A 24,210-nucleotide genomic window follows, 5' to 3' on the forward strand; every position below is an offset into this window, starting at 1 on the left:
CATTTCCGATTCAGACTCGATTTCAGTTAAAATAAACATTTCCGATTTCCGTTTCTGGATCAATATAATCCCGGTTTTTCCTCATTAGGAACCCGGGATTTTTTCTGGTATAATTCAATAAAAAATCAATAAAATTTCAATAGTTTTATGATTATTAACTCTTACTTATCCCATGCTGTATCAGGCTTTTTTCAATAGTTTACTTAGGCAGCGATTCAATAAGAGACCGAAGGTCTTATCCCTTCTTTTCTCAATGCTTTTTCTTCATTCCTCTATTCATTTCTCCGTTTATTCTTCATTCCAAAATCGGAGATTTCTATTTTAACACCCGAAAAAACGTGAAAAAAGTGTAGAAAAACAGGAGGAAAAACGGTCATTTTTGAATTTAAAATCGTCCAAAATAGGGGTTCGGTCGGAAATCTTTATTTTAACTCGAACGGTGGAATGCGGGTTTGAGGCGGGTGATTTGAGTGATTTCTATTTTTGTTATACAGAAATAGTAATAAATAAAAATTGAATGTGATAATCATGGCTGTCTCTTACGGGATAAGCCTTTTTTTGTGGGACTCGAAAATAATCCCATGGTGGAGAAGAATAAGAAAAGAGAAGAGAAGGCAAGGGGGTGGAGGATTCTCCTTACAAATGAAGAAATAGTAAGATATTACATTTTAGAAGGAGTTACTAGGGTGATAAAAAACGAGAATGATATTATTTCTTTAATACAAGAAGATAAATGGATGATGGAAATATTAATAACTTCAAAGAAGTTAAACTTACCTGATTGGTGGGTATGTGCAGGTTTTGTAAGAACAAAAATTTGGGACGTATTACATGATTTTAGTCAGAGAACCCCATTACCTGATGTGGATGTTGTTTATTATGATCCTACAAATACGAATGAGTCATATGAAAAAGAATTGGAGAAGAAATTAAAATTATATAGATCGGATATCCCTTGGTCAGTAAAAAACCAAGGAAGAATGCATGTCATAAACAATAATCCCCCATATAGTTCTTCACTAGATGCAATCTCAAAATTTCCTGAAACAGTTACAGCATTGGGCGTAACATTAGACGCTAATGATAATCTTATATTGATTGCTCCCTGCGGAATTCACGATGTAATCAATATGGAGGTTAATCCGACCCCATATTTTATGGAGACTAAGGAACGAATGGTAATCTATGAGGAAAGAATAAGGAAAAAGAATTGGCAATCAATTTGGGATAAGATAAAAGTATAAAATGTTTTGGAACAATGGATATAGAAAATATAGGAGAATAAGGAGTAATTATGATAATAGAGAGAAAGTTAAATCATCAGTTTTATCCAGTAGTATCACATGTGAAAAATACTGCTAAGATTCTTGATTGTTCTGGTGCTGGTGTGATAGTTATTTATAAGAATAAAATTGTGTCAGAAGAATATTGGGGAAAACAGTCAAAAGCACCTGAGGCAAGACCAATTCAAAAAGACTCACAATTCCATGTGGCTTCTGTTCGTAAAAGTTATATTGGCTTTGCTGTTGCTTATGCTGTACATCATAGTTACATAGAGTCGATTGATGATGGGGTTACTAAATATCTATCAGACCCTTACACTGAACTTTTAGACAATACTACAATTAGGCACCTACTTACACATACGCATGGTTTAAACACCAAAGAAGGTAGAATGATCCGAGAGTTTCCTCCGGGACAAAGTTGGGCATATCGTGATATAGGGATTGAGCTTTTAGTACAAATTGTAAAACTAAGCACAGGAAAAACAATAGCTCAAATTCTAAGAGAACAGGTTTTTAAACAATTGGATTTTAAGGAAACTGGATGGTATGACGAAGACAATGAGAAACTAGTGAAGGTTATTAGAGAACCAAATAATAAATTTTGGTCAACTAGTAAGGGGACAGACGGGGATAAAAAGAATATGTATGTATCTACAAGAGAACTTGCATATTGGGGTTATATCCATTTGAAGGGCGGTTTCATAAATGGTAGACAAGTAGTTTCCAAAGACATTATTAAACTGGCGACATCACTTCAGACACCCAACTTATTGAATAAGGATCTACCTCAAAATGGATTTTTGTGGTTTGTAAAGGATTTGCCTGCATTGAACACTGAAATTGGTGAAAGTGTTCCTAAAAATTCCTTTCAAATCTTAGGATATACGAGTGTGGCAGTATTAGTTATCCCTATGCATGATATAGTCGTAGTCCGTATGTTTAATAGCTATGGTTCTACTCCAGGCTATGATTATTTATCCGATATCAGGGAGTTTGGGAATACAGTTATGAAGTGTATGTAGTGGATATTAAATGGGCTGCTTAAAGACATGATTAAATGGTGCCCAGAGGAAAAGTTTCTATTTTGTAGTAAGTCAGTAACTCGATTAATGTTCATACTTAGAGATTGGTCGCTTAGCATAATATGTTCCCTTCTTTTTTGAATGAATATTATTAGGTTTATCAAGAAGTAGTTAACATAAACAAGCAAAGTATAGGTTGCCCTTTGTGTATTATGGATTAGAATTTATTATATATTTAAATATTTTGAAATTTAGGAGTGAGAAGTTGGCCAATTTTAATCTTGGAGATGCCTTGTATCAACTAATCGTTTGGGGATTTCTTATATTGTTGATTGTCCTAATCGTGACTTCTGTTCGTTTGAACAAGGGTCGAAGAAATCAACTTGATAGAATTGAGAAGAAATTAGATGATGTGAACGAACAATTAAAAAAGGTGTCATCTAACGGCTGAAGATAGAAGCCTTTTTTCTATTAATATTTGAATGTAGTAGAAATTTTATAGAAGTTAAAGGGTGAAAACATGAGTTTACTAGTTAACGTAGTTCCAATGAATGAACTTGATTTGAAAGGTATTTTGAAAGAGATTAAAAATAGTGATAGGCATTGGAATGGAGAGAATAAATATATACTGGTTCAATCAATGCTTCATCATATTGGGGCTACAGATAGTGAACTTAGAGATCAGTTGATTTATGGCACTTTTTTTCAGTTAATTATTGAGCAGAATGAACTTGAACATGAATTGTTAAGCGAGATATTAGGTATATGTATAAGTGATCTATTATTTCAAGGGATTGGTGAGAGTGGGACAGATCATGTTTTCACAAGAGCATTTACTACATTAATAATAGCCCTTATTATATTTCGAGATTCTGAGGATGACTTTCTAACGAAGGATATGCTAAACAAGGTAAAGGATAAATTAATATTATATATGAATCTTGAAATCGACTTAAGGGGATATGTTTCAAAGAAGGGGTGGGCTCATAGTATTGCACATGTAGCTGATGCGTTTGGTCAGCTTGTACATAACCCGAAGATTGAGCAAGTGTCTTATTTGGAAATTCTACAGGCAATTTGGTCAAAGATATTCATTTCTGAAAGTGTTTATATTCATGACGAGGATGAGCGACTAATTATGCCGCTATTAACCATGTTAGAGAATGGACTAGAGCTTGACCACATTGAGAGTTTAGTAAAAGAGATACCAAAAGAGTTAGAACGGCAGAAAGAACAGCTTGCTGAAGAAAATTATTGGTTTCTCCTATTTAATTGTAAAGTATTTTTAAAGAGCTTTCATTTTCAAATAAAGAGTAGTTCTAATTACGTATCTCTTAAAACGAGTATTGAGAATTGTCTTAAAGAAATGTAGAAAGTTTTTCTTAGATTTCATGAAATACTAGGGGGGCATTTTATGGAAGAAGTAAAGGTAGTCTATGCACTAATTAAGAATAAAAACAATCAGATTTTAATGGTTGATAATCATGAGGGGCATTGGTCATTGCCGGGTGGTAGAGTTAAAGCAGGGGAGTTTTTATTGGAAGCAGTGATTCGAGAAGTATATGAGGAGACTGGTCTAATTATTGCACCTGGCAAAATACTTGCCATTAACGAAGGCAAATTTAAGAAAAGAAATCACCATGCCATTTTCTTTACTTTTGAAGGGTTAATTGCAGGTGGGATTGTGGAAATCAAGAGGTCAGAAGAAATAGTTAACATTGAATGGGTTGAAATTAAAGAAGTTGAAGAGAGGGCTCCCTACTATTCAGGAGGTATAAAAGAACTTCTACAAGGTAAGGCACAATATTTCAATCAAGGCACTAATTGAGGTCTATAGGTAATTCCAAGTAATTGATAGTTACATAAACTCCTAAAATTTTACTTAATATTTATTATAATATTTTGAATATATAGTACAATATTAATAGAATAAGATTTAGGGATTAGAACCTGATACATCTATCATTCCTACATCTTTAAAATTATTAATCGGGAAAGCCAGAGAAATTATTATGGAGGTGTCTAAATGCTTAAGCTAAGTATTAAAGATCAATTCGGAAATGTGAAGATGGGAATCAATGATTATGAAGAGGAAAATCATTTGTTAGAGAGCGTTGGCGAAAGGATGTGTTATATCGCTTCTCAAGATTTTGTGTATGAGGAGGAGGATGTAATCGAGGTATTTGTAGAGCAGAAGAATCGATTTCTGATGGTCAAGCTTGATGAAAGTATTGATAGCACAATTGTCTTTATCCCTGACCATAGTTGGAAATACAAGATAAGCAAGGAGAATACATCATTTGAGGCTATGCCGGATCATCGCTTTACGAACAAAAGACATTATTTAGCTGTTAGATATGCTACGAATGAAGAGATTACTAGATATCAGAATTGGGCATTAAATCCTCATGATCAAAAGGACTTTTCAGGTGCGTATCCTCATGCGAGTGCAAATGTTGAAACTAGAAATGATGCAACCTTCTTTGCTTGCAACGCGATTAACGGGATATATGCAAATAATAGTCATGGGTCATATCCTTACCAGTCTTGGGGAATTAACAGGCAGTCAGATGCGACATTGACCATTGATTTTGGAAGACCAATTGAGGTTGATAAGGTTAGTATAACAATAAGAGCAGATTTTCCACATGACAGTTATTGGACAGAGGTTACTGTTGTTTTCTCAGATGAGTCGAGTGAAACATTCAGTTTGCAAAAAACAAAAGAACCTCAATTTTTTAGTTTTGAAAAGAGAACGGTTACAAATGTGCGATTAACAAATTTGATCAAAGCAAAAGATGAATCCCCTTTTCCCGCTTTGACCGAATTTGAGGTATATGGGGTTAATCAACTATAATTATCATCGTGAACCGAAAGATGTAGCTACCTAAATAATGAATTTCAATGACAATGCAACGAATACGTAACAACACATTTACAGTAGGTTATCCATTTTAGAAAGACCTTTAACCACTACCCATGGGGATGGAAAAGTTATATCTATTCAAACTTCAATCCGAAGTATCCTCAGATGGTTATAACTATTCTGCGAACTTACTACAATTGTTATTTCGCTTATAAATCACACGGAACAATGTGATACGTCTGCACAACGATTTTAAATTATTGGTAAAATGATTGGATTAATAGATATAATTTATCTAGGGTAGTTCACTTAATATCAAGTGAACTACTTTTTTAAAGGGAAATAGATAATAATTAACTCAGAGGAGATGTTACATTGTTATTGAAAAAACAAGAATTTGATATTGTTTTAGAAACAGAAAGATTAGTAATAAGACCCTTGAAAAAACAAGATTATAAAAATTGGCTTAATGAATTTGAAAATCGTCATTTATCTCAACATAGACACGATAAAGGAAAAATTGATATGAATGAATGCACGTTTGAATGGTTTGCCAATTTGGTTGATAAACATCAGGAGTTAGCTTTGACAGATGTTGCTCACGTTTTTGGAGTGTTTAGAAAAGAAGATGGTACTCACTTGGGGATGGTAGATTTCTCAACTTTAGCCAGGGACGAATTCCAATGGGGAAGAATTGGATACACAATTCATAATCATTATTGGAGAAAAGGTTACGGAAAAGAAGCAGTAAAAGGAGCTCTTAACATTGCTTTTGAACGGTTAGAATTCCATCGGATTGAAGCTCACATCAATTTAGATAATACAGCTTCTATAAATTTAGCTGAAAGTGTTGGGATGGAATTCGAATGTATTCGTAAAGGGTTTATATATGAAAATGAAGAGTGGACTGACCATATGGTCTATTACATAAATTTTAAATAATGTTACACTAAAGAAGGCTTTGAGCGTTTTTACTTGGTGTATATATGATAATTTACTGTTGAAATGTGTGTTAATTAGGTTGTTAGGTGCATACCAAAGGCCATTGATAACGATGGCCCACTCTTTTGTTAAATAATAAGTATTAGTTTCGATAACAAGTTTCATAATCGTCATTCATTACCCAACTATCACAAGCTCGTGCTCTTTCATCATAAATTTCATTTTCAATCTCTAATTCTATACTTCTATTAGAACCAGGATAATCAGGACCTTCATCATTTCTTATATAAATGGTATTGTCATCCTTTCATTCCATAGCAAAGTTACTTTTTCCATCACTATAATAAATAGTTCTAACTTTTTTATTCTCGTATCTGTGATGTTCACCCATATATGAGCACCCCCTGCAGCCCCACCCCAATGTTTAAAATAAGAGTCAGCAGTATATTTTCCACTGGGCGACTCAACAGGAACCCTGAAGTAAGTACTATGACCAATGTTATCAATTGAAAATAAATATTTTTTATATCCTATTATCAAACTAGACTGCAATCAAAATTAGTATTAGTATTTTATATCTCTTCTTCAAATTAACCCATCCTCACTTAAATTAGTTATGTATATTCAAACTCATCTCTTAATACTTCTTCATTCACTACAATAACTTCTATGGAAATGATCATTTCTCCTTTAAAAATCAGTACCGGAGTACCATATGACTAAATTTCTTTATTTTTGGAAAAATGAATTGTACTCTTATTATTATAAGTAATCAATTTAGGGGAGGTCCTATGAGAAAGATAACACTTTCAAATGGAAAAGTGGTAGAAGTAGAATGTTTAAGTTGTGCTTTGACAAGTGGATTGATTGAACCGGACGGTGGAGTTGTCATAGAAACAGAGTATTTTCATGCACATCAAGATGTGGCGTATCCAATCAAAGGCTTAATCATTTTAGCCTCTAAACGTCATATTAAGTGTTTTGATGAATTAACTGATGAGGAGAGGCTTGATTACATCAATGTCTTATCTAAGATTAGAGCTGCTCAAAGGAATGTCTTAGGGATTGAACATGTGTATTATTTTTACAATGAAGATACAACACATCATTTTCATACGTGGATGGTACCACGCTATGAGTGGATGTACGAGTTTGGGAGGTCAGTAGAATCGGTTAGACCTGTCTTACTACATGCAAGACATGAACTAAATCATGACGAAAATATACAAGAAGTCATGAAAGCGATTAGGGTATTAGCTGAAGAATTGAATAGTGGAGGGAAAATCATTGATCAAACACACTAAAGTAGGAAGAATGATTAATTTATTGGGAATTGGGGCGTTTGCATTAGGTATGGCATTAAGAATAACGAGAGATACACAGGATTATTCTTCGTTCTCATTACCTTTGATTATTATCGGTCTTGTGCTTATCATTGCAACGAATTTTTTCAAAAGAAAAAAAGATGATGATTCTTAGAAGAGCAGCAATTACTCTGTTGTTCTTTTTTTGCTATAGGCTGTTTTCTCAAAGTTTGTTGTTTTTTTGACAATAATTTATTGAAAATGAGATTTCTAGCAGCCTGAATACACGGAGACTCCCGTGGGATGAGTTGGTCCCCACAGGACGCGGAGTGTATTCAGGCTGCGGCATTAAAAGCAACAATATATACGATGCCTTGCTATAAATCAGAACAAGTAGAATTAATTATGCTATAGTTATAAATATTAAAAAAACGAATGAGGTGAAGAGAGAATAATGATCAATGATTTTTATAGGCAAAATATTATATTAGAAAATGAGATTGTTAAGTTAGTCCCTTTTGAAGAGGTATACAAGGAGCAATTGAAAGATATCATTTATGATGAGGAAATTTATTACACAATCGAGTGTAAGAATGAACAAGAGTTGGACAAGTATGTGAGCGTGACAACTAATCAAAGAGAGGTAGGAGGCTCATATCCTTTCATTATCATTGATAAAAGAACCAATGAAGTGGCAGGCTCTACAAGATTTGGAAATATTCAGTTTGCTAATAAAAGGGTAGAAATCGGTTGGACTTGGTATGGTAAGGCATTTAGAGGATCAGGGTTAAATAAAGCCTGTAAATTTGAGTTGTTAAAATTTGCGTTTGAAAAAATGGAGTTTAGAAGAGTTCAATTTAGTGCAGATAGTCGAAATACCCGTTCTCAAAAAGCGATTAAAAAGCTTGGTGCCACACAAGAAGGGATCTTTCGATCAAATTACATCGATTCATCTGGTGAAAGTCAAGATGACATATACTTCAGTATTATCCATTCCGAGTGGGATACGATTAAGCGTGATGTGTTTAAAGAATTCATATGATTGAAGGACACGAAAGAGCTATAGTTAGGCTCTTTCGTGTGATCGGATATGATGGTGGACTTGTCCATTATCTAATTAAGTGAAGTATTCTAATTTTGCATCAGGGAAAAATTTCTCCATATAAGTGTAAAGATGTTTTTTGATGTCTTCTTCTTCATCTTTTTGATAGATATATTTGCCGATTCCATATTTTCCCCACTTATACCTTCTTTTTTCTTCGTCTAACTCTAGCTTTGTCATCGGATAATTTTTTTCAATGACACGCTTAGCGGGTTTTGTAAAACGATGCTGGATAAATTCAAAGGTCAAATCTTTTTTCGCATCAGGAGGTAGCTCGGCATTTAAACGCTCAAACATCTTGTAATATCCGTCCTGCCATCCTTCATGCAGATAAATAGGGGCTACAATAAAACCAAGCGGATATCCAGCTCGTGCTACTTTGCCAGCAGCTTCAATTCGTTTTTCCAGCGGAGATGTTCCAGGTTCGAAGTTTTTAATGATGTAATCTGCGTTCACACTGAAACGAAATCTGGTTTTTCCATTATGCCTAGCGTCAAGCAAATGATCAACATGGTGGAACTTCGTCACAAATCTTAAGTGTCCGAGCTCAGATTTCCCAAAATGTTCTATGGCTCTTTTAAGAGAGTGGGTCAAATGGTCAATCCCGACGATGTCAGATGTACATGATGCTTCAAACCTAGTGATCTCTGGTGCTCGCTCCTCAATGTATTGATCAGCAGCGTTAAGGATATCATCTACATTCACATAGGTGCGAATATATGGTTTACTCCCCATCGTTGTTTGCAAATAGCAATAATGACAATGGCCCATACAACCAGTCGCAAATGGAATGGCGTACTCTGCTGAAGGCTTTGACGTGTCAAATTTAAGTGTTTTTCTAATCCCAACGACAAGAGTTGATTTTGCGACCCGGTATTTTTTAAAGTCATTATCACCTGGAAGATTTCGTACTTGATTATGAGAAGTGGTTTGTCGGATTTCGATATCCATGTTGCTGAATTTTTCGTAGAGCTCTTTGCCTAAGGGATATTCTAGTGCATCTGGTTCAAAATAGACTAGTTTTGGGATAAAAGGTTTCATTCGATAACCCCTTCTGAGGCATCCCCATAATAATATTCATATGCTTGGTTTGCTTCTTCTTCTGTGGTATAGACGGCCATTTCAGTTGATAGTGGATAATAGGTTTCGTATAAAAACAAGGCTAATTCGTCTGTTTTCTCTGGGTTATTTACGACTGCTGCTGCTTGAATATTAGCTACATCCTGGGTATGGGGATTTCGGTAAAAAACATAAACGATATCTCCAGCCTGATAATCCTGATTTTGCATTTAATCACCCTCACTTATAGATTGCTTTAAAGAGAGTTTGCCTTTTGTTCATGCATGTTATGATTGCTTGATTCTGGAAATGCCTTACCATTCAATGGTTGAGCTAGAAATTCGTTTTACACCTCGAATGGCTGCTATCTCAGTAACAAGCTGTTGCATGGCAAGATTTTTTTGTTTTGCTTCTATCATGATGTCAAAGTCTTGGTTCAGCTCCTTTGCCACCATTAAGAAGGGGCGAACAAAATCTAATGAAACAAAATCAGCATGGGAACGAAAGGCTTGATCCGACTTTGGTGAAGAAATGTGAACTTTCGGAACGGTATTAAAGGAATCCCATGTTTTAAAAATACGATCTAAATAGAGGGGAAGTTCATTATCAATTTTATTAGCCATATAGTGATGATAATCGAGCACCATTGGAATGTTCTCCTTTTCACAAGTAATGAGAGTTTCCAGGGCATCATATGTTTTATCATCATTTTCCAGAGTCATGCGTTTTTTTATTTCATGGGGCAATTTTTTTAGATTGTGATGGAATTGACTTAATGACTTCGTTTTATCTCCATAGGCTCCACCAATATGAATATTAATTAAACCTGTTTCATGAGCGTTCATGGCATGCAACATTTTAAAATGATATTCCATATCCTTGACGGCATTCATTGTCACTTCATCTCTTGGACTTGTGAAAAGTGTAAATTGATTTGGGTGAAAGCTTACTCTTAGGTTGAACTGCCGTATTAGATGTCCTATTTCCTCCCACTCTTTTCGGAATGGTGTAATGAAATCCCACATGACGTCAGGATGGGTTGCTAAAGGGACAAGAGAGCTTGAAAAACGATATAATTCAATTTCATGTGCGATGTTATAAAAGAGAATTCTTTTTGTATGTTGTAAATTTTGTATCGTAATAACTTTCAATTTATCAAGTCTTTCCTCTTTAGGAAGCGCTGTATAACGAGCATAAGTTAATGTTTTTGATGGACTTGCATCCCATAATCCTAACGCGTTTGCTACGTAGCCGAATCGAATCTTCATCTATTTTACCCCTTGTTTAACTATGAAAGTGATACCTATGGGATAGATTATCCAAAAGGTAGAGGGCACATTCATAGTTCTTAAGAGGTCATGCTTTATCGTTTTCCAACAGAAGACTCCCTCCTCAGTCGTGTGAAGGGCGAAGCCCAACAATAGGTGGGAGATGAATGTCGGTTGGCGTTAGCCAAAACCTTCCATTTGTGATACGATAGGAACGTATATTCGTAATGGAAAGAGGTGAAATGAATGTTGGTCAACAAATCTTATAAGTTTCGTATCTATCCAACCAAAGCACAAGAAATTCTTATTGCAAAAACCATCGGTTGTAGTCGTTATGTCTTCAATTACTTTTTAGGGAAATGGAAGGATACGTATAAAGAAACAGGCAAAGGATTAACCTACAATACTTGTTCTGCCGAACTCACACAACTAAAAAAAGAATTAGTATGGTTAAAAGACGTTGACAGCATCGCCCTTCAATCCTCTTTGAAAAACCTTGCGGATTCGTATGTGCGATTTTTCAAGAAACAGAATCAATCACCTCGCTTCAAATCTAAAAAGAATAAGCTTCAGTCTTACACGACAAAAGAAACCAACCATAATATCGCCATTGTCGGCAATAAAATCAAATTACCGAAACTTGGGCTTGTTCGCTTCTCCAAGAGTCGGGAAGTAGAAGGACGTATCCTTAACACAACCGTTAGACGTAATCCAAGTGGCAAGTATTTTGTATCCATTCTTGCAGAAGTAGAACAGCAAGCATTAGAAAAAACAGGTTCTTCCATTGGTGTGGATTTAGGACTGAAGAACTTAGCCATCCTTTCGGATGGAACAAAATACGAAAATCCAAAGTGGTTTCATAAACTGGAAGAAGGTCTAGCCAAAGCACAGCGTATTCTTGCTAGACGTACAAAAGGTGGTTCAAATTGGAATAAACAACGTATAAAAGTGGCAAAAATCCACGAAAGAATTACCCAGGCACGAACAGACTACTTACAAAAAATCTCTACTGAAATCATCAAAAATCACGATGTGATTGGTATTGAAGATTTGCAAGTGGTCAATATGTTAAAAAATGAAAGATTAGCCTTGGATATTAGTCAGGTATCTTGGGCAAAATTCCGCACGATGCTGGAGTACAAAGCGAAATGGTATGACAAGGAAGTTGTTGTCGTATCTAAAACCTTCGCTAGCTCTCAACTATGTTCTTGTTGCGCATATAAAAACAAAGACGTTAAGACGAACAACCTTCGTGAGTGGGATTGCCCTTCTTGTGGCACACATCACGATAGGGATATTAACGCAGGACAAAATCTAAAAGATGAAGCCATAAGACTTCTAACCGTAGGGACTACGGGGATAGCCTAATCAATTAGAAGCCGATAGGCTTCTGTATTTAGGAATCTCCCACTTCAAACGACCCGGAAGGGTGTTAAGTGGTGAGTAGTTCAATGAATTAGAGGGTGTATCTCAATTAAAAGGAGGATTTGAGATCTCGATGAGCGAGATGTCTGATCAGGCTTTGACATTAGCAGCCATTGCTCCATTTGCAGATGGACCAATTACGATAAAAGAGGTTGGGCATATACGACACCATGAATCCGATCGAATTAATGTGATATGTAATGAACTTTCTAAGTTGGGGATTAAGGTGGAGGAATATAAGGATGGATTAACTGTATATCCAGGGAAGCCGAAACCAGCTTTACTCAACACACATGACGATCATAGAGTGGCTATGTCATTAGCTCTAATAGGTTCAAGGGTAGCAGGAATACAACTGAATGATCCAGGGTGTGTGTCTAAAACATGTCCGCAGTATTTTGAATTGTTGGAAGGCTTGGGGGTATATATAATTCGAAACTAAGTTAAGTTTCTTATTGGTTGAAAATGATACTGTAACATTTTCTACGATAATTAGTATTTACCTAATTGTCTAAAGAGAATTTTTGTTAATTAACGATAATAGGCCAAGGTAATAAGGGATATTAAAATTATGTGATTCTACTGGACGGATTTATTTCTGAAATATATAATAAATTTAATAATTGGAAAACAGAGACATATTATCCAAAAGCTTCATCTACAGGAACTCCATCCTTACAATATCCAAGTAATTCCACTCAGCTTTGGGATAAAGTGCGATATTATTAATTTTTACACCGATTAAGAGTGAGGGAGATTGAGTATGTTAAAAAAAGATGAGATTTTGCATGTATGGCAGCCTGTGACAAGCTTGGTCGGGAGAAATCCAGCAGAAATGCAGTTCGTTGATATACAAAGACATAATGACTATTTAAAAATAGTATTTCAAGATTTTCACGATAACCAAGTAGAAATAATATATGATCAACTTTATAATTCTTCTACTCCTACAGAGTATGTTGTGTGGGCCTTTCGGTACTCCACAGAATATGGAAGACCAGATTTACATACCATTGAATCGGATTTTAGTGGCTTAGTAGATTCTCATTCACCGTACTTTTTTAAAGTTTCAAATTCAAAGTTTATCGAATGGTTTGATAGAAACCCTTTAATTAATAGTAAACTATATCCAAATCTAGAGCACCACCTTTTTATTTCTGGTGATGAGGTTTTTGAAGTATTATCCGCTTATGAGCCCAGGTTTGTAGAGAAAAAGATAGATAAGACCTTCGAGAAATAATGAAGGTCTTTTTTTAACGTTTTTTTTGCTAAAATCGGTGTTTAATTTTCTAAATATCGATATAAAGTGGATTTGCTTATCCCAGTTGCTTCTTTTATTTGGGTTAGGGTGTGTTTTTTACTTTGGTACATCTCGATTGCTTGCTGGACGTTTTTGTCAGGTTTTCTAGGTCGACCTGAGGTAATTCCTTTTTCCTTTGCATCTGATAAGCCCTTTTTGGTCTTTTCACTAATTAAGTCACTTTGGAATTCAACAAGATGCTTTACAATTTCGTAGAATGGATAACCCTCTGCCTTACTAGTATCAATACCTTCTTTAAGTGAGAAAATAAAAGCACCTTTTTTATCAAATGTCTCTAATAATTCAACTAAATGTCTTGATGAATCAGCTAAAATTGATAATTTATTAATAACGACTTTATCGTCTGGTTTTAGGTTTGTTAGTAGCTCTAATAGCTTAACTCTTTTTTTGGGGGAAGAGTGATCCTCTGAATAAATAGTATGACAGTTAAGGGCTGTTAATGTTTGTAGTTGTTGTTCACATGTTTCATCTTCTTGGGAAGGTCTCATATAACCAATTAGCATCACTAAAAACTCCTATTATTAATAAGATTTCTTTATTATAACATAAAAAAATGTTAAGTTTGTTCCAAAAAGGTTCCGTTTTGGAACGGTTGGTGGTAGACTGTTCAAGTGAGTTTTTATTATCGTCATAATTTATTATATTTTATTTTTCAATAGAGAGACGGAGGATTAATAAGTGATTGAAAAAATAAAACGAGATTGGTTTTCCAATATTAAAGGAGATATTCTAGCTGGAATTGTTGTTGCTCTAGCTCTTATCCCAGAAGCAATAGCTTTCTCAATTATTGCCGGAGTAGATCCGATGATCGGTTTATATGCTTCCTTTACGATGGCGGTTGTTATTTCCTTTACCGGTGGAAGACCTGGCATGATTTCAGCAGCAACGGGTGCAATGGCGTTGTTAATGGGACCATTAGTTAGAAATTATGGGATCGAGTATTTGTTTGCAGCAACGGTTTTAACTGGAATCATTCAAATTCTTTTTGGTGTTTTTAAGGTAGCAAAGGTGATGAAGTTTATTCCGAGAGCTGTCATGATTGGATTTGTTAATGCGTTAGCGATTTTGATCTTTATGGCTCAAGTCCCACATTTTATTGGTATTTCAAATATGACCTATGTCTTTGTAGCTATTACGCTTTTAATTGTGTACCTAGTGCCAAGATTTTTCAAGGCGATTCCTGCTCCTTTGATTGCAATTGTTTTCTTAACAATTATTGCTATATTTTCAGATTTTGAGTTGCGAACGGTTGGGGATTTAGGTTCAATCACACAAACGTTACCTTCATTATTAATCCCGAATGTTCCTTTTACATTTGAAACACTAGCAATTATTTTTCCATTTTCGTTTGCATTAGCGATTGTTGGTTTGCTTGAAAGCTTACTTACTGCTTCAATTGTAGATGATATGACTGGAACGGGGAGTAATAAAAATCAAGAGGCAAGAGGTCAAGGTGTGGCAAATATCGTGACAGGCTTCTTTGGTGGAATGGCAGGCTGTGCCATGATTGGTCAATCAGTGATAAATGTGAAGTCCGGTGGTAGAGGTAGATTATCGACTTTCGTGGCTGGTACATTCTTAATCTTCTTGATTATTGTGTTAGGTGAGTTAGTTGTACAAATCCCAATGCCTGTACTTGTAGGGATTATGATTATGGTATCAATAGGTACATTTGATTGGGGTTCATTCTCATATTTGAGAAAAGCACCAATAACAGATTCAATCGTATTGGTTGCGACAGTTGGTATTGTGGTTGTAACACATGACCTATCTAAAGGTGTTATTGCAGGTGTGATTTTAAGTGCGATTTTCTTCGTAGCTAAGATTTCAACGATTAAGATAAGAAAGCGTGAAGAAAGTGATCAAATGATTTTTGATGTGGAAGGCCAGCTATTCTTTGCATCTGTGGATGGATTTGTAGATGCCTTTGATTTTACTGTGAAAAATCAGCAAGTGATCATCGATTTCTCAACTTCTCATGTGTGGGATGATTCGGCAGTTGGTGCGATTGATAAAGTCGTACTTAAATTCCGTGAGAATGATAATCAAGTGACGGTTAAAAATCTTAATGCTTCAAGTAAAAAACTTGTTGATAAAATGGCGGTTTTCAATGATCCCAAAGCGAAATTATCGACGCATTAATAGTGAAATCATTTTTATAGTTAGACACATAAAAAACAACTCACGTATAAATAAAGTAGTGAGTTGTTTTTTATTGGTTTGAGATATATTTCCAAAAATAATATACTATAGGTGGAATTGATGTAACCGCTTACTTTGTTGTGTTTTAGTATAAATTGTTGATTATAAAGCTTAAGCCTAAATACACCACACGCAAACCATGGGAGTCTTGATTATATTCAATCTACTAGTAATATCACTTTCACCTATTTTTAGGAATACAGTTTATTTTATAAGGCTGTTTCCAAAAGTTTGTTCTTTTTAGCATTACATTATTTAAAAGTTAGAATTCTAGCAGGCTGAATACACGGAGACTCCCGTGGGATGCGTGGGCAAAGTGAGACCCCGCAGGAGCCAGCGACGAGGAGGCTCACCGCTCACCCCACAGGACGCGGAGTGTATTCAGGCTGCGACTTTAAAAGCAACAATTTATACGAAAACAGCTTTTTATATAAAGGAGAGATCAATCATGTATAAAAATATCTATTTAGCAACAGATGGGTCAGAACATTCAAAACGGGCAACGGAAAATGCTATTCATATTGCAAAATGCAGTGAAGGGTCTATGGTAGAGATTATTTATGTTATTGATCCAAGCAAAGCTAAATCTGAAGCACTTACTAATTGGAATTCACCAGACGTAGAAGATAAAAGAAAAAAACGCATTAATGAAGTGGAAAGTATGATAAGAGAAGCAGGAATATCTTATGAGGTCACGATACTAAATGGAGAACCAGGACCGACGATCGTTGAGCATATCAACAAAAATAATGCAGACATAGTCATACTAGGAAGCAGAGGATTAAATGTACTGCAAGAATTTGTATTAGGGAGTGTTAGTCACAAAGTGGCAAAAAGAGCAAACTGTCCTGTTTTAATTGTGAAATAACTTTGATCCTTAAAATATTTGTAGACATCCCCGTCATTGTAGGGATGATTATAAGTGCAAAAAAAATTAAAGGTAACTTAATACTGGCCTTGAACATGTGAACCCACCTTTCATCTTTAAGGAAGCACCCTTCTCAAATAATTAACACAATACACTCAATGGAATAAATTTTATTGTATTAACGGATGAAATACCAATTTCTTCTAATAATAACTTCAAGGAGGTGATTATATGAGGAAATTGGTAATGATGTCGATTATTTTGCTTTCTATGTGTGTAAGCTCCATACCCATTAGTGCAGAAAAAGCAAATCAACATGATTTTGAAGGAATGGAGCAAGCCTTTGATCAATTTGTATTGTCTCAATTTACAGATGAAATGAGACAAGCAGTTACAGATTATTATAAAAAGGATTCCATTCAAGTTCAATACAATTGGTGGAATCAGGAACATGATGTTGTGGAATTACAGCAAACTGAAAAAGGAAGAGAACTTAGCTATCCTTTTGTTATTAAATTTACTGTAGATACGTACGATGAAAACAAAAAAGGGCAACTAGGAACAGATACAATTGTCTTTGGAGTATCACCTATTCAGTTCAATGATGACTTTGATGGAAAAAATCTAGCTGCTTCTGAAGTGGAGTTAGTAAACTATATACACCGTGAACCAGCTAAAGTAAAAGACAAGTAATCTTAATAGGTTGTAAAAAAAATAACGCCGTTGTTGAAACATATTCAATAGCGGTTTTTTTGATTCGAATTTTATAAAGCCATTCACGAAACAGGATCAGTAATAGGTCATAAAAGCAGGACAAATTAAGTTAATGCAGAACTTAGTATGTAGGATTTATAAATTTTGAGGACAAAAAATAGAATGGATGACCATTTTAATTAAAGAGCTCTTCAATCAATACAAAAGGGTAGAAAGTGAATTTCCTTGGGGTAGAGTGAATGGAATACAAAGAACTTCTTGGTCAGAGTTTAATCAGAGTAGTTTACTGAGTGCCATATTCCGAGGAACAAATTATAGATGAAGTGATTTTTCAGTTATATACTCGGATTGGGGTTTGTATCAAAGTGCACCCTCACGATCTTAATGAATATTTAAAAGCATGGAGTGATTGGAGAGAATACCTGCCTTAAACTAAAAGATATTTAAAAAGGGGATGCTTAGATTGAATAAAACATTCAGCCAATATGCTAGTCTAATAGATGATGTATTAAAGTTAAAAGAAGTGCCGGAAGATAGGGTTTGCGAACCAATCAAGGAAGGTAAATGGTCCATCATCCAAATTGTTGGACATTTATATTATTGGGATCAATTTATTCTAGAGCAGATGGTACCACATATGGTTGATGGTGCCGATCTACCTAAGTTTCCAGATCATGATCAATATAATGCTGAAGGCATAGCGTTCATAAAGGATGATTCGGTTGAATCCATCATTGATCGTTTTGTTAGTACTCGCCAAGAGTTGATTAATAGAGTTGAGTTGATTGGAAAAGATGTTAGGTTTACAATTGGTGGCGGGAAACGAAAGTTCTCTGGAGAAAGTTATGTTAAGATGTTTATCAAACACGATGCACATCATCTAAAGCAAATGAATGGGAAATTACAATCTCAAGATTAACAAATTTGGGTTCTGATGAATAGGTGGGAGTTTAAATTAATAATAAAAAACTTTTTAAATTAATGGTTGTATTAATAATTATGAGTATAAGCATGATAGGATGTTCAAACAAAGGGAAAGCTTTCGAGGAAGTAAAAGGTGTGGCGCTTACTTACAGTGAGTTTTTTAAGCCCTTTGACAGGCTTGATGAAAGAAAAAAAATTACGTATTATAAGCCCATAGGAATTGAAGAACTTGAGAGCTTTTTACCTGAACAGTTAACGAAAGAAATCATGACTATCGATTCTAAAAAGTTACCTTTTGAAGTAGATGATGCAAAAGTATTCTTGGTTTCATCTGAAGATGATAAGGGTGATGTTAAGAATCAGGTGCAATTGAGTTATATAAGCAAAGACGAGAATGATGTAGATGGATTTTTCAATATCTCAGTGACAGAAGTTGATGAAAATCCGATTGAAGGATATCCTTTTTCGGATGAAGTAGATTCTGTAGGTAATCAATTTAAAAAAGAGATATTAACAGATGAACTGCCTATTTTTCAGCAAATTATTACAACGAATAGTGCATTAGTCTATAGATATTATGAATCCGATGAATCCAAGGAACGTATTGTTACAGTTGCAACATCTGCTAATGAAATTTATTCATATTATAATGGATTTGTTTATCATATCGGTTATTATATTGATAGTGGTAAGGGTAATAAGGAAATACATAATGAAATGCTTAAGTTAGCAAGGGAGTATATTCTAGGTAATTCATTATGATTGATTTAGGAGGAATAGAATGGAAGCCTTAACAGAATACATAGCTACAATTGATGAACCGCAGCATCGCGAGCGAGTGGAAGAGATTTTCGCATGGATTTCAGAGAAATTTCCTACATTGAAGGCAGAGATTAAATGGAACCAGCCTATGTTTACAGATCATGGCACGTATATCATCGGTTTTTCCACGGCTAAGCAGCATATGAGTGTGGCACCGGAGGAAGTAGGTATGACCCATTTTGCAGATGATATCACAGAAGCGGGTTATAGCATGACCAAAGGCTTGTTTCGAATTCGATGGAAGGATCAAGTAAATTACGATCTACTTGAGAAGATGATTTCGTTTAATATTCAAGATAAGGCCGATTGTACAACATTTTGGAGATAAAGTGTCCCTGAGTTAGCATGGAAATTTCTTGTCAACTTGGGGCTTTTTTGTGAGTGTTATATTCGTAGAGAAGGGAGCGTCTATCATGAGTGGAGACGCTTTTTCATGTATAGTAAATAAATAAGACCAAACGCTTTTCGTAGAGAAGATGAAAGGAGGCTATCGAAATCGAACTTTTAGCATTGTATTATAAAAAATATACCCATTCCATCAAGGCATCAGATTATGTTGAATGGGCAAATCAACATTTATATATGGATGTTCTAGAAATAAAGAAGTTAGCCAGTATGTCTATCGACGAACATTTAAATCTGTTTGAAATAGAAGAGATGTTCTCAGCTGCTATGAAGGTGTTGCAGCGAGAAGTTCCTTCTGAGGAGGAATGTATTAAGTATCATGTAAACAATCTGCATTCGCAATTATTAAGTCCAACAGAGAATGCAGTGTCAATCGTAACTGAAATCTATAGGACTACAATTAATCATGGTCTCTTCGAGGAACAGATGAATTGGCAGGAAATCAGTGATGCAATTGATGATTTTCAGTACGGGGATAATCAGCAGGGCTACACAGCGGACAAGATAAATGGAATGATTATCTCACACGCACGTAAGCTATGGCATACAAAAATAAGTGATATACAGTTTGATAGAATAATTGGACAAACAGTAACTACGATTGATCCAGAGGTTCATTTCATGATGCAGCTTGAGAAAGGAGCGATTATAATTGAATGTCCTTGGAGAATTCGAAATAAAGATGGAATTGTAATAGGGGAAACAGATATTCAATCGAATCAAAGGCAATGGAAAACAGTGAAAGAGTTGTTTGTTGGTCAAACCATTGAAGATGTGACGTTATTTGAACAAATTCCACTTCTTATCGTCCAAATTGGAGATGTCTTTTTGGATGTCTTTCATGCGAGCTCCTGCTTTGATGGCTGGACGATAACCAATGATGATGATTTCTACATATTTTCAATGCACGGTGGAGATATTGCCTGATGTGAAAAGATAGGTAGGACGCGGATGACAAAGCTCGCGAAATGCGAGCTTTATAACGTTAAAACCATTCTTACCGTTTTTAAGATGTGGCCATCAAAATCGTCATCAAATTCTGAGACAACTTCAAAACCCTTTGCCTCATAAAATGTCTTTCCAATTGTATTGTCTCTTTCCACATTAATATAGATTTCCTTCACACCCTCTAAGTGGCGAATTCCTTCGTTCAATAAGGATGTTCCTACACCTTTTCCTTGAAATTCTGGATATAAGTAAATTGCCCCTAGCTCTACTTTGCCAGCTTCATTTACTGGAGAGTAGTTAGCAAAGCCGACGATTTTTCCGTCTGCTTCAGCAACAAATAGGATAGATCGATTTAAACGTCTGAGCATCATTTCATCATTATAGGCAGAGTTCAAGAAATTCTCTTGAATCTTAGCTGGAATAATGCCGTCATACGTGGCATTCCAGCTGGTTCTTGCTACATGTTGTACGTACTGAATGTCTTCTTCTTGCATTCTTCGAATCACTAATTCCATTCTTATCACGCCCTTAGCATCCCTTTGAATTCCGATAATTTTAAATAGTATATCATTTATCACTATAGAAAACACGTCATTAATGTATTTCTGAATTATTTGGAAAAATAACTTGTGCTTTTGACCTCTAATTCATTAAAATGGGTAACAGTATAGATAACTAAAAGGTGGAGTTTCATTCATGAATAGACATAGAGGGATATTACTTGTGATTACGGGAGCGATATTTTGGGGGATTGGTGGAACTGTTGCCAAAAAGCTTTTTCAGGACTATCAAATCGATATCAATTGGTTGGTCACGATTCGTCTGCTTATAGCCGGTTTACTACTATTAGGAATTCAATTTATTAAAAAGGATCGTTCTCAAATCTTTGGGATTTGGAAAAACGGAAGAACAGCGATTCATTTATTGATTTTCGGGCTACTGGGAATGCTTGCAGTGCAATATACATATATGGCATCCATTAAACATGGGAATGCTGCTGTAGCAACATTATTACAGTATTTAGCTCCTGTGATGATTATCGTATATTTGATTCTCCGCAAACAGTCGGTTCTAACAAGAAAGGATTTAGTGACTGTTTCTTTGGCATTGATCGGTAGCTTTTTCTTACTAACAAATGGTTCTATGTCTCAATTATCTGTGCCAACACTAGCGATTGTATGGGGTGTTTTATCTGGAGTTGCTCTAGCATTCTATACATTATATGCTGTTCCATTATTGAAGGAGTATGATTCCCTTGTAGTTGTCGGCTGGGCGATGATCATCGGGGGTGTGGCTTTAAGTTTTGTACATCCAGCATGGCAAATGGATTTTAGGAGCTTAACGCTTGAAGCTTATGTATATTTAATCTTTGTTATTATCTTTGGAACGATGCTTGCATTTTGGTTCTATATTGAGAGCTTGCAAAGTCTTCTTCCAAAAGAAACGAGTTTACTAGGTAGCATTGAACCACTTGCTGCTGTCGTAACAACTGTCTTTTGGTTGAAAGAACCATTTGGTCTTTTTCAATGGGTGGGTACAGCATGTATTATCGGAATGATTTTATTTTTGGCCTTGAAGAAAGAGGGTTCGGTTAAGTCGAAGCGTCCGCCTAAAAATGAAAAGCCCCTTCAGGTAAGTTGAAGGGGCTATTGCTAGTTCTATATTGGTACTGATTATTGATGTAGTTTTTTCCATTCACTCGCCAGAATTCCGTAAATGATGTGGTCGACGAAGTGGTCATACAGCCATTCTGCTTGTCTGATGGTGCCTTCGTTTACAAAACCTAGTCTTTCAGGAACGCTTCTGCTTTTCTTATTCTTAACAGCAGCTCTTATTTCTACTTTGTTTAAATTCAGGGAATGTATGGCATAATCGGTTAATGCTTTCGCGACTTTGGTCATGATTCCATTGCCTTGATAGTCTTTTCCGAGCCAATAACCGATATAGGCTGTCTTATTAGACCAATTAAGACTATTAAAGCCAGCTACGCCGACAATTTCACCATTGAATAAAATAGCAGTTGTTAAACTACTATTCTCGCTATACCCTTTTAAGGTGCCTCGGATAAACTCTTTTGTATCTTCTACATTCTGTGTGAAGTCAAGCCAAGGTAACCATTCTCTTAAATACTCTCTTGAGTTGTCTGTAAGCTCAAACACTCTGTCAGCATCAGTTAATTCAATTAATTTCAATGAAACGTTTTCGTCAATTTTATGTATGAACATAATCTATCACCCTAATTTGTTATTTGTAATACGTATGTAAGGAAAAGTGGGAAAATAATAAGGAATACTATCGCTTGAAAAAATGTAATGATAATATCCTTTTTCCAAGGGTTATTTTTCGGGTATCGTCTAGGGAAGCGTTGAAAAACAAGAAGAACAGCCCACCAAAAGAGTAAAGAAACAAATACTTCTTGAAAACTATCAAAAAACATAGATATCATCCTTTATCTAGCTTTTTCCTAATATTAGCATAATTCGGTGTACTAGTCTGTTATTTTTTTGTAGGATGAGGGAATAGTGAGAAGAAAGTGGGGAAATTCGTATGGAATGTAAAAGCGTGTTGCATCAGATCGAGGTTGCTATGAATACGATTATTGAAATTGTTGATCAGTTAGAGGAAAAGGATTTAAAGAAAAGACCGACTGTAAATAAACACTCTGTTGGGGAACTGCTGGAGCATATAGCTGTGATATGTGAAGCAGATTGGCGGATTTCAAATGAAGCAACGGAAGAGGAAATGAGTGCTTTTTACTCAGGTGTCTCCTATCATACGATTGATTTAATAAAAGAAGGTTTGCGTGATCATTTTGAGGCGTTAAAAGAGAACTATATGAATCTGTCTGAAGAGAAATTGGTGCAAGAAACCACGGCGTATTGGGGAGTAACCTATACGAGATACGAATGGTTGTTAGAAATTTTGGCACATCTCTACCATCATAGAGGCCAATTACATGCAATACTGGTTCATTGCTATAACAAAGATCCGAACATTTTAATGTTTGAATAATAATAAGTTATCTTTTGGCATGGAAGAGGACTTTTTCGCTTGGGGAAACGTTCAAAATGTATATCGAATGAAAAATCCTTCACACTAATGATGAAGGATTTTTGATGTGACAAAGTACTTGCTTTTTTAATTAGAATCGTATTTAATATCATTATGGATAAAAAGAATCCATAATGGATGATTGTTATATATAATGGATATTGAAAGAGGTGTTTGGTATTGCAATTAACTAAAGGGGTTGAACAGGCTGCCTGTATTCTGATTTTTTTAGCGACGCAGGAATCAAGTGAGCCGTTATCGACGGATGAGATTAGTAAACGTTTAGAAGTATCTCCTTCTTATTTGAAAAAAATTACACGAAAATTAGTCGTGAAGAATATTATTACTTCGGTTTCAGGGAATAAAGGTGGTATTGCTTTAGCAAGAAAACTGGAAGACATTACCTTACTTGATGTGATTGAAGCAATCGAGGAAATTTCAATCTTCCCAGACACGGGATTAATTAATCTTGTTTTTAAAGGTGGAAAAAATGCTGAAAAAGGAACTGACCTGCTTAGAAATGTGTTCAAAAAAGCAGATGAATTGCTTATTCACTATTTCTCTGGCATTACCTTAGCTGAACTATTGAAGAAAGGCTTTGGTACTGACCACCTACCAGTCCTTAACTGGAATACAACCTCTCTAACGGAATATTTACAACAACAAGAACGAGGTGAGTAA

The 24,210-nt window shown here is 35.3% G+C and carries 28 protein-coding genes and 1 pseudogene; 23 read left to right on the forward strand and 6 right to left on the reverse strand.

All coding sequences use genetic code 11. From position 1 onward, the window contains the following. Positions 1-737 precede the first annotated feature (737 nt). The 10 genes from F7888_RS13875 to F7888_RS13920 all read left to right on the forward strand — a co-directional run bounded on the left by F7888_RS13875 (position 738) and on the right by F7888_RS13920 (position 8,462). Entirely contained in the window at positions 738-1,244 is a 507-nt protein-coding gene (locus tag F7888_RS13875; protein WP_225228804.1) for a nucleotidyltransferase family protein, read from the forward strand. Between the two features lie 50 nt (positions 1,245-1,294). Next, positions 1,295-2,308 (forward strand): serine hydrolase domain-containing protein, encoded by a 1,014-nt coding sequence (locus F7888_RS13880; RefSeq protein ID WP_191780335.1) that lies wholly within the window; start codon positions 1,295-1,297, stop codon positions 2,306-2,308. 265 nt (positions 2,309-2,573) lie between these two features. Continuing rightward, positions 2,574-2,759 (forward strand): DUF4083 domain-containing protein, encoded by a 186-nt coding sequence (locus F7888_RS13885; protein WP_225228795.1) that lies wholly within the window; start codon positions 2,574-2,576, stop codon positions 2,757-2,759. Positions 2,760-2,828: 69 nt separating this feature from the next. After that, positions 2,829-3,680 (forward strand): DUF2785 domain-containing protein, encoded by an 852-nt coding sequence (locus tag F7888_RS13890; RefSeq protein ID WP_191780337.1) that lies wholly within the window; start codon positions 2,829-2,831, stop codon positions 3,678-3,680. A gap of 42 nt (positions 3,681-3,722) precedes the next feature. Further along, entirely contained in the window at positions 3,723-4,136 is a 414-nt protein-coding gene (locus tag F7888_RS13895) for an NUDIX hydrolase (RefSeq protein ID WP_191780339.1), read from the forward strand. A 198-nt stretch (positions 4,137-4,334) separates the two neighbouring features. Then, positions 4,335-5,165 (forward strand): hypothetical protein, encoded by an 831-nt coding sequence (locus F7888_RS13900; protein ID WP_191780341.1) that lies wholly within the window; start codon positions 4,335-4,337, stop codon positions 5,163-5,165. A 384-nt stretch (positions 5,166-5,549) separates the two neighbouring features. Next, positions 5,550-6,116 carry a GNAT family N-acetyltransferase gene (locus F7888_RS13905; protein WP_191780343.1) on the forward strand — a complete coding sequence of 189 codons (567 nt, stop codon included), beginning with the start codon at positions 5,550-5,552 and terminating at the stop codon, positions 6,114-6,116. A 791-nt stretch (positions 6,117-6,907) separates the two neighbouring features. Next, positions 6,908-7,420 carry an HIT family protein gene (locus F7888_RS13910; protein ID WP_191780345.1) on the forward strand — a complete coding sequence of 171 codons (513 nt, stop codon included), beginning with the start codon at positions 6,908-6,910 and terminating at the stop codon, positions 7,418-7,420. Next, complete coding sequence (locus F7888_RS13915; protein WP_191780346.1) at positions 7,404-7,595, forward strand: hypothetical protein; 192 nt, start codon at positions 7,404-7,406, stop codon at positions 7,593-7,595. The genes F7888_RS13910 and F7888_RS13915 overlap by 17 nt, the downstream gene beginning before the upstream one ends. Before the next feature lie 279 nt (positions 7,596-7,874). Then, positions 7,875-8,462: a GNAT family N-acetyltransferase gene (locus tag F7888_RS13920; protein WP_191780348.1), complete on the forward strand. Its 588-nt coding sequence runs from the start codon at positions 7,875-7,877 to the stop codon at positions 8,460-8,462. 75 nt (positions 8,463-8,537) lie between these two features. On the opposite strand, the gene splB is transcribed toward F7888_RS13920, so the two are convergent. From splB to uvsE, 3 genes are all read right to left on the reverse strand, one after another. Further along, the gene (gene splB, locus F7888_RS13925) at positions 8,538-9,563 is read right to left on the reverse strand and encodes a spore photoproduct lyase (protein WP_191780350.1); all 1,026 of its coding nucleotides are present in this window, start codon (positions 9,561-9,563) and stop codon (positions 8,538-8,540) included. Beyond that, entirely contained in the window at positions 9,560-9,811 is a 252-nt protein-coding gene (locus F7888_RS13930; protein ID WP_191780352.1) for a transcriptional regulator SplA domain-containing protein, read from the reverse strand. Before F7888_RS13930 ends, splB begins: the two co-directional genes overlap by 4 nt. Before the next feature lie 84 nt (positions 9,812-9,895). Further along, positions 9,896-10,849, reverse strand: a complete 954-nt coding sequence (gene uvsE / locus F7888_RS13935; RefSeq protein ID WP_191780354.1) for a UV DNA damage repair endonuclease UvsE — start codon at positions 10,847-10,849, stop codon at positions 9,896-9,898. 249 nt (positions 10,850-11,098) lie between these two features. On the opposite strand from uvsE, the gene tnpB reads away from it, so the two are divergent. The 3 genes and pseudogenes from tnpB to F7888_RS13950 all read left to right on the forward strand — a co-directional run bounded on the left by tnpB (position 11,099) and on the right by F7888_RS13950 (position 13,514). Beyond that, on the forward strand, positions 11,099-12,217 hold the full coding sequence (gene tnpB, locus F7888_RS13940) for an IS200/IS605 family element RNA-guided endonuclease TnpB (RefSeq protein WP_191780407.1): 1,119 nt from the start codon (positions 11,099-11,101) through the stop codon (positions 12,215-12,217). Between the two features lie 121 nt (positions 12,218-12,338). Next, positions 12,339-12,716, forward strand: a pseudogene (locus F7888_RS13945) (3-phosphoshikimate 1-carboxyvinyltransferase); the annotation flags it as partial. Positions 12,717-13,037: 321 nt separating this feature from the next. Then, positions 13,038-13,514: a hypothetical protein gene (locus F7888_RS13950; RefSeq protein ID WP_191780356.1), complete on the forward strand. Its 477-nt coding sequence runs from the start codon at positions 13,038-13,040 to the stop codon at positions 13,512-13,514. A gap of 41 nt (positions 13,515-13,555) precedes the next feature. Here F7888_RS13950 and F7888_RS13955 read toward each other — a convergent pair whose 3' ends face one another. Further along, a complete protein-coding gene (locus tag F7888_RS13955; protein WP_191780358.1) occupies positions 13,556-14,098 on the reverse strand; it encodes a recombinase family protein in 543 nt (180 codons plus the stop codon). 175 nt (positions 14,099-14,273) lie between these two features. Between F7888_RS13955 and F7888_RS13960 the strand changes: the two genes are divergently transcribed. From F7888_RS13960 to F7888_RS13990, 7 genes are all read left to right on the forward strand, one after another. Then, on the forward strand, positions 14,274-15,737 hold the full coding sequence (locus F7888_RS13960; RefSeq protein ID WP_191780360.1) for a SulP family inorganic anion transporter: 1,464 nt from the start codon (positions 14,274-14,276) through the stop codon (positions 15,735-15,737). A gap of 508 nt (positions 15,738-16,245) precedes the next feature. After that, positions 16,246-16,665, forward strand: a complete 420-nt coding sequence (locus tag F7888_RS13965) for a universal stress protein (protein WP_191780362.1) — start codon at positions 16,246-16,248, stop codon at positions 16,663-16,665. Positions 16,666-16,896: 231 nt separating this feature from the next. Further along, positions 16,897-17,358: a DUF3888 domain-containing protein gene (locus F7888_RS13970; RefSeq protein ID WP_191780364.1), complete on the forward strand. Its 462-nt coding sequence runs from the start codon at positions 16,897-16,899 to the stop codon at positions 17,356-17,358. A gap of 484 nt (positions 17,359-17,842) precedes the next feature. Next, positions 17,843-18,298, forward strand: coding sequence for a DinB family protein (locus F7888_RS13975; protein WP_225228797.1), 456 nt, complete (start codon positions 17,843-17,845; stop codon positions 18,296-18,298). Positions 18,299-18,390: 92 nt separating this feature from the next. Next, positions 18,391-19,065 carry a hypothetical protein gene (locus tag F7888_RS13980; protein WP_191780369.1) on the forward strand — a complete coding sequence of 225 codons (675 nt, stop codon included), beginning with the start codon at positions 18,391-18,393 and terminating at the stop codon, positions 19,063-19,065. A 19-nt stretch (positions 19,066-19,084) separates the two neighbouring features. Then, positions 19,085-19,453 carry an iron chaperone gene (locus F7888_RS13985; protein ID WP_191780371.1) on the forward strand — a complete coding sequence of 123 codons (369 nt, stop codon included), beginning with the start codon at positions 19,085-19,087 and terminating at the stop codon, positions 19,451-19,453. A gap of 287 nt (positions 19,454-19,740) precedes the next feature. Next, positions 19,741-20,457, forward strand: coding sequence for a hypothetical protein (locus F7888_RS13990; protein ID WP_225228798.1), 717 nt, complete (start codon positions 19,741-19,743; stop codon positions 20,455-20,457). Between the two features lie 50 nt (positions 20,458-20,507). On the opposite strand, the gene F7888_RS13995 is transcribed toward F7888_RS13990, so the two are convergent. Beyond that, a complete protein-coding gene (locus F7888_RS13995) occupies positions 20,508-20,993 on the reverse strand; it encodes a GNAT family N-acetyltransferase (protein ID WP_191780373.1) in 486 nt (161 codons plus the stop codon). Between the two features lie 181 nt (positions 20,994-21,174). On the opposite strand from F7888_RS13995, the gene F7888_RS14000 reads away from it, so the two are divergent. After that, complete coding sequence (locus F7888_RS14000) at positions 21,175-22,119, forward strand: DMT family transporter (protein ID WP_191780375.1); 945 nt, start codon at positions 21,175-21,177, stop codon at positions 22,117-22,119. A gap of 32 nt (positions 22,120-22,151) precedes the next feature. Here F7888_RS14000 and F7888_RS14005 read toward each other — a convergent pair whose 3' ends face one another. Continuing rightward, complete coding sequence (locus F7888_RS14005; protein ID WP_191780377.1) at positions 22,152-22,703, reverse strand: GNAT family N-acetyltransferase; 552 nt, start codon at positions 22,701-22,703, stop codon at positions 22,152-22,154. 322 nt (positions 22,704-23,025) lie between these two features. On the opposite strand from F7888_RS14005, the gene F7888_RS14010 reads away from it, so the two are divergent. Beyond that, positions 23,026-23,490, forward strand: coding sequence for a DinB family protein (locus F7888_RS14010; RefSeq protein ID WP_191780379.1), 465 nt, complete (start codon positions 23,026-23,028; stop codon positions 23,488-23,490). A 219-nt stretch (positions 23,491-23,709) separates the two neighbouring features. Next, entirely contained in the window at positions 23,710-24,210 is a 501-nt protein-coding gene (locus tag F7888_RS14015) for an RrF2 family transcriptional regulator (RefSeq protein ID WP_191780381.1), read from the forward strand.

The sequence above is a fragment of the Litchfieldia stipae genome (assembly GCF_014837155.1).
Lineage (GTDB): Bacteria > Bacillota > Bacilli > Bacillales > Bacillaceae_L > Litchfieldia.

Coding starts and splice junctions, on each gene's coding strand:
- F7888_RS13875 (WP_225228804.1), top strand. CDS start 738: ATGATGGAAATATTAATAACTTCAAAGAAGTTAAACTTACCTGATTGG.
- F7888_RS13880 (WP_191780335.1), top strand. CDS start 1,295: ATGATAATAGAGAGAAAGTTAAATCATCAGTTTTATCCAGTAGTATCA.
- F7888_RS13890 (WP_191780337.1), top strand. CDS start 2,829: ATGAGTTTACTAGTTAACGTAGTTCCAATGAATGAACTTGATTTGAAA.
- F7888_RS13895 (WP_191780339.1), top strand. CDS start 3,723: ATGGAAGAAGTAAAGGTAGTCTATGCACTAATTAAGAATAAAAACAAT.
- F7888_RS13900 (WP_191780341.1), top strand. CDS start 4,335: ATGCTTAAGCTAAGTATTAAAGATCAATTCGGAAATGTGAAGATGGGA.
- F7888_RS13910 (WP_191780345.1), top strand. CDS start 6,908: ATGAGAAAGATAACACTTTCAAATGGAAAAGTGGTAGAAGTAGAATGT.
- F7888_RS13920 (WP_191780348.1), top strand. CDS start 7,875: ATGATCAATGATTTTTATAGGCAAAATATTATATTAGAAAATGAGATT.
- splB (WP_191780350.1), bottom strand. CDS start 9,563: ATGAAACCTTTTATCCCAAAACTAGTCTATTTTGAACCAGATGCACTA.
- F7888_RS13930 (WP_191780352.1), bottom strand. CDS start 9,811: ATGCAAAATCAGGATTATCAGGCTGGAGATATCGTTTATGTTTTTTAC.
- uvsE (WP_191780354.1), bottom strand. CDS start 10,849: ATGAAGATTCGATTCGGCTACGTAGCAAACGCGTTAGGATTATGGGAT.
- F7888_RS13950 (WP_191780356.1), top strand. CDS start 13,038: ATGTTAAAAAAAGATGAGATTTTGCATGTATGGCAGCCTGTGACAAGC.
- F7888_RS13955 (WP_191780358.1), bottom strand. CDS start 14,098: ATGCTAATTGGTTATATGAGACCTTCCCAAGAAGATGAAACATGTGAA.
- F7888_RS13965 (WP_191780362.1), top strand. CDS start 16,246: ATGTATAAAAATATCTATTTAGCAACAGATGGGTCAGAACATTCAAAA.
- F7888_RS13970 (WP_191780364.1), top strand. CDS start 16,897: ATGAGGAAATTGGTAATGATGTCGATTATTTTGCTTTCTATGTGTGTA.
- F7888_RS13980 (WP_191780369.1), top strand. CDS start 18,391: ATGATAGGATGTTCAAACAAAGGGAAAGCTTTCGAGGAAGTAAAAGGT.
- F7888_RS13985 (WP_191780371.1), top strand. CDS start 19,085: ATGGAAGCCTTAACAGAATACATAGCTACAATTGATGAACCGCAGCAT.
- F7888_RS13990 (WP_225228798.1), top strand. CDS start 19,741: ATGTCTATCGACGAACATTTAAATCTGTTTGAAATAGAAGAGATGTTC.
- F7888_RS13995 (WP_191780373.1), bottom strand. CDS start 20,993: ATGGAATTAGTGATTCGAAGAATGCAAGAAGAAGACATTCAGTACGTA.
- F7888_RS14000 (WP_191780375.1), top strand. CDS start 21,175: ATGAATAGACATAGAGGGATATTACTTGTGATTACGGGAGCGATATTT.
- F7888_RS14005 (WP_191780377.1), bottom strand. CDS start 22,703: ATGTTCATACATAAAATTGACGAAAACGTTTCATTGAAATTAATTGAA.
- F7888_RS14010 (WP_191780379.1), top strand. CDS start 23,026: ATGGAATGTAAAAGCGTGTTGCATCAGATCGAGGTTGCTATGAATACG.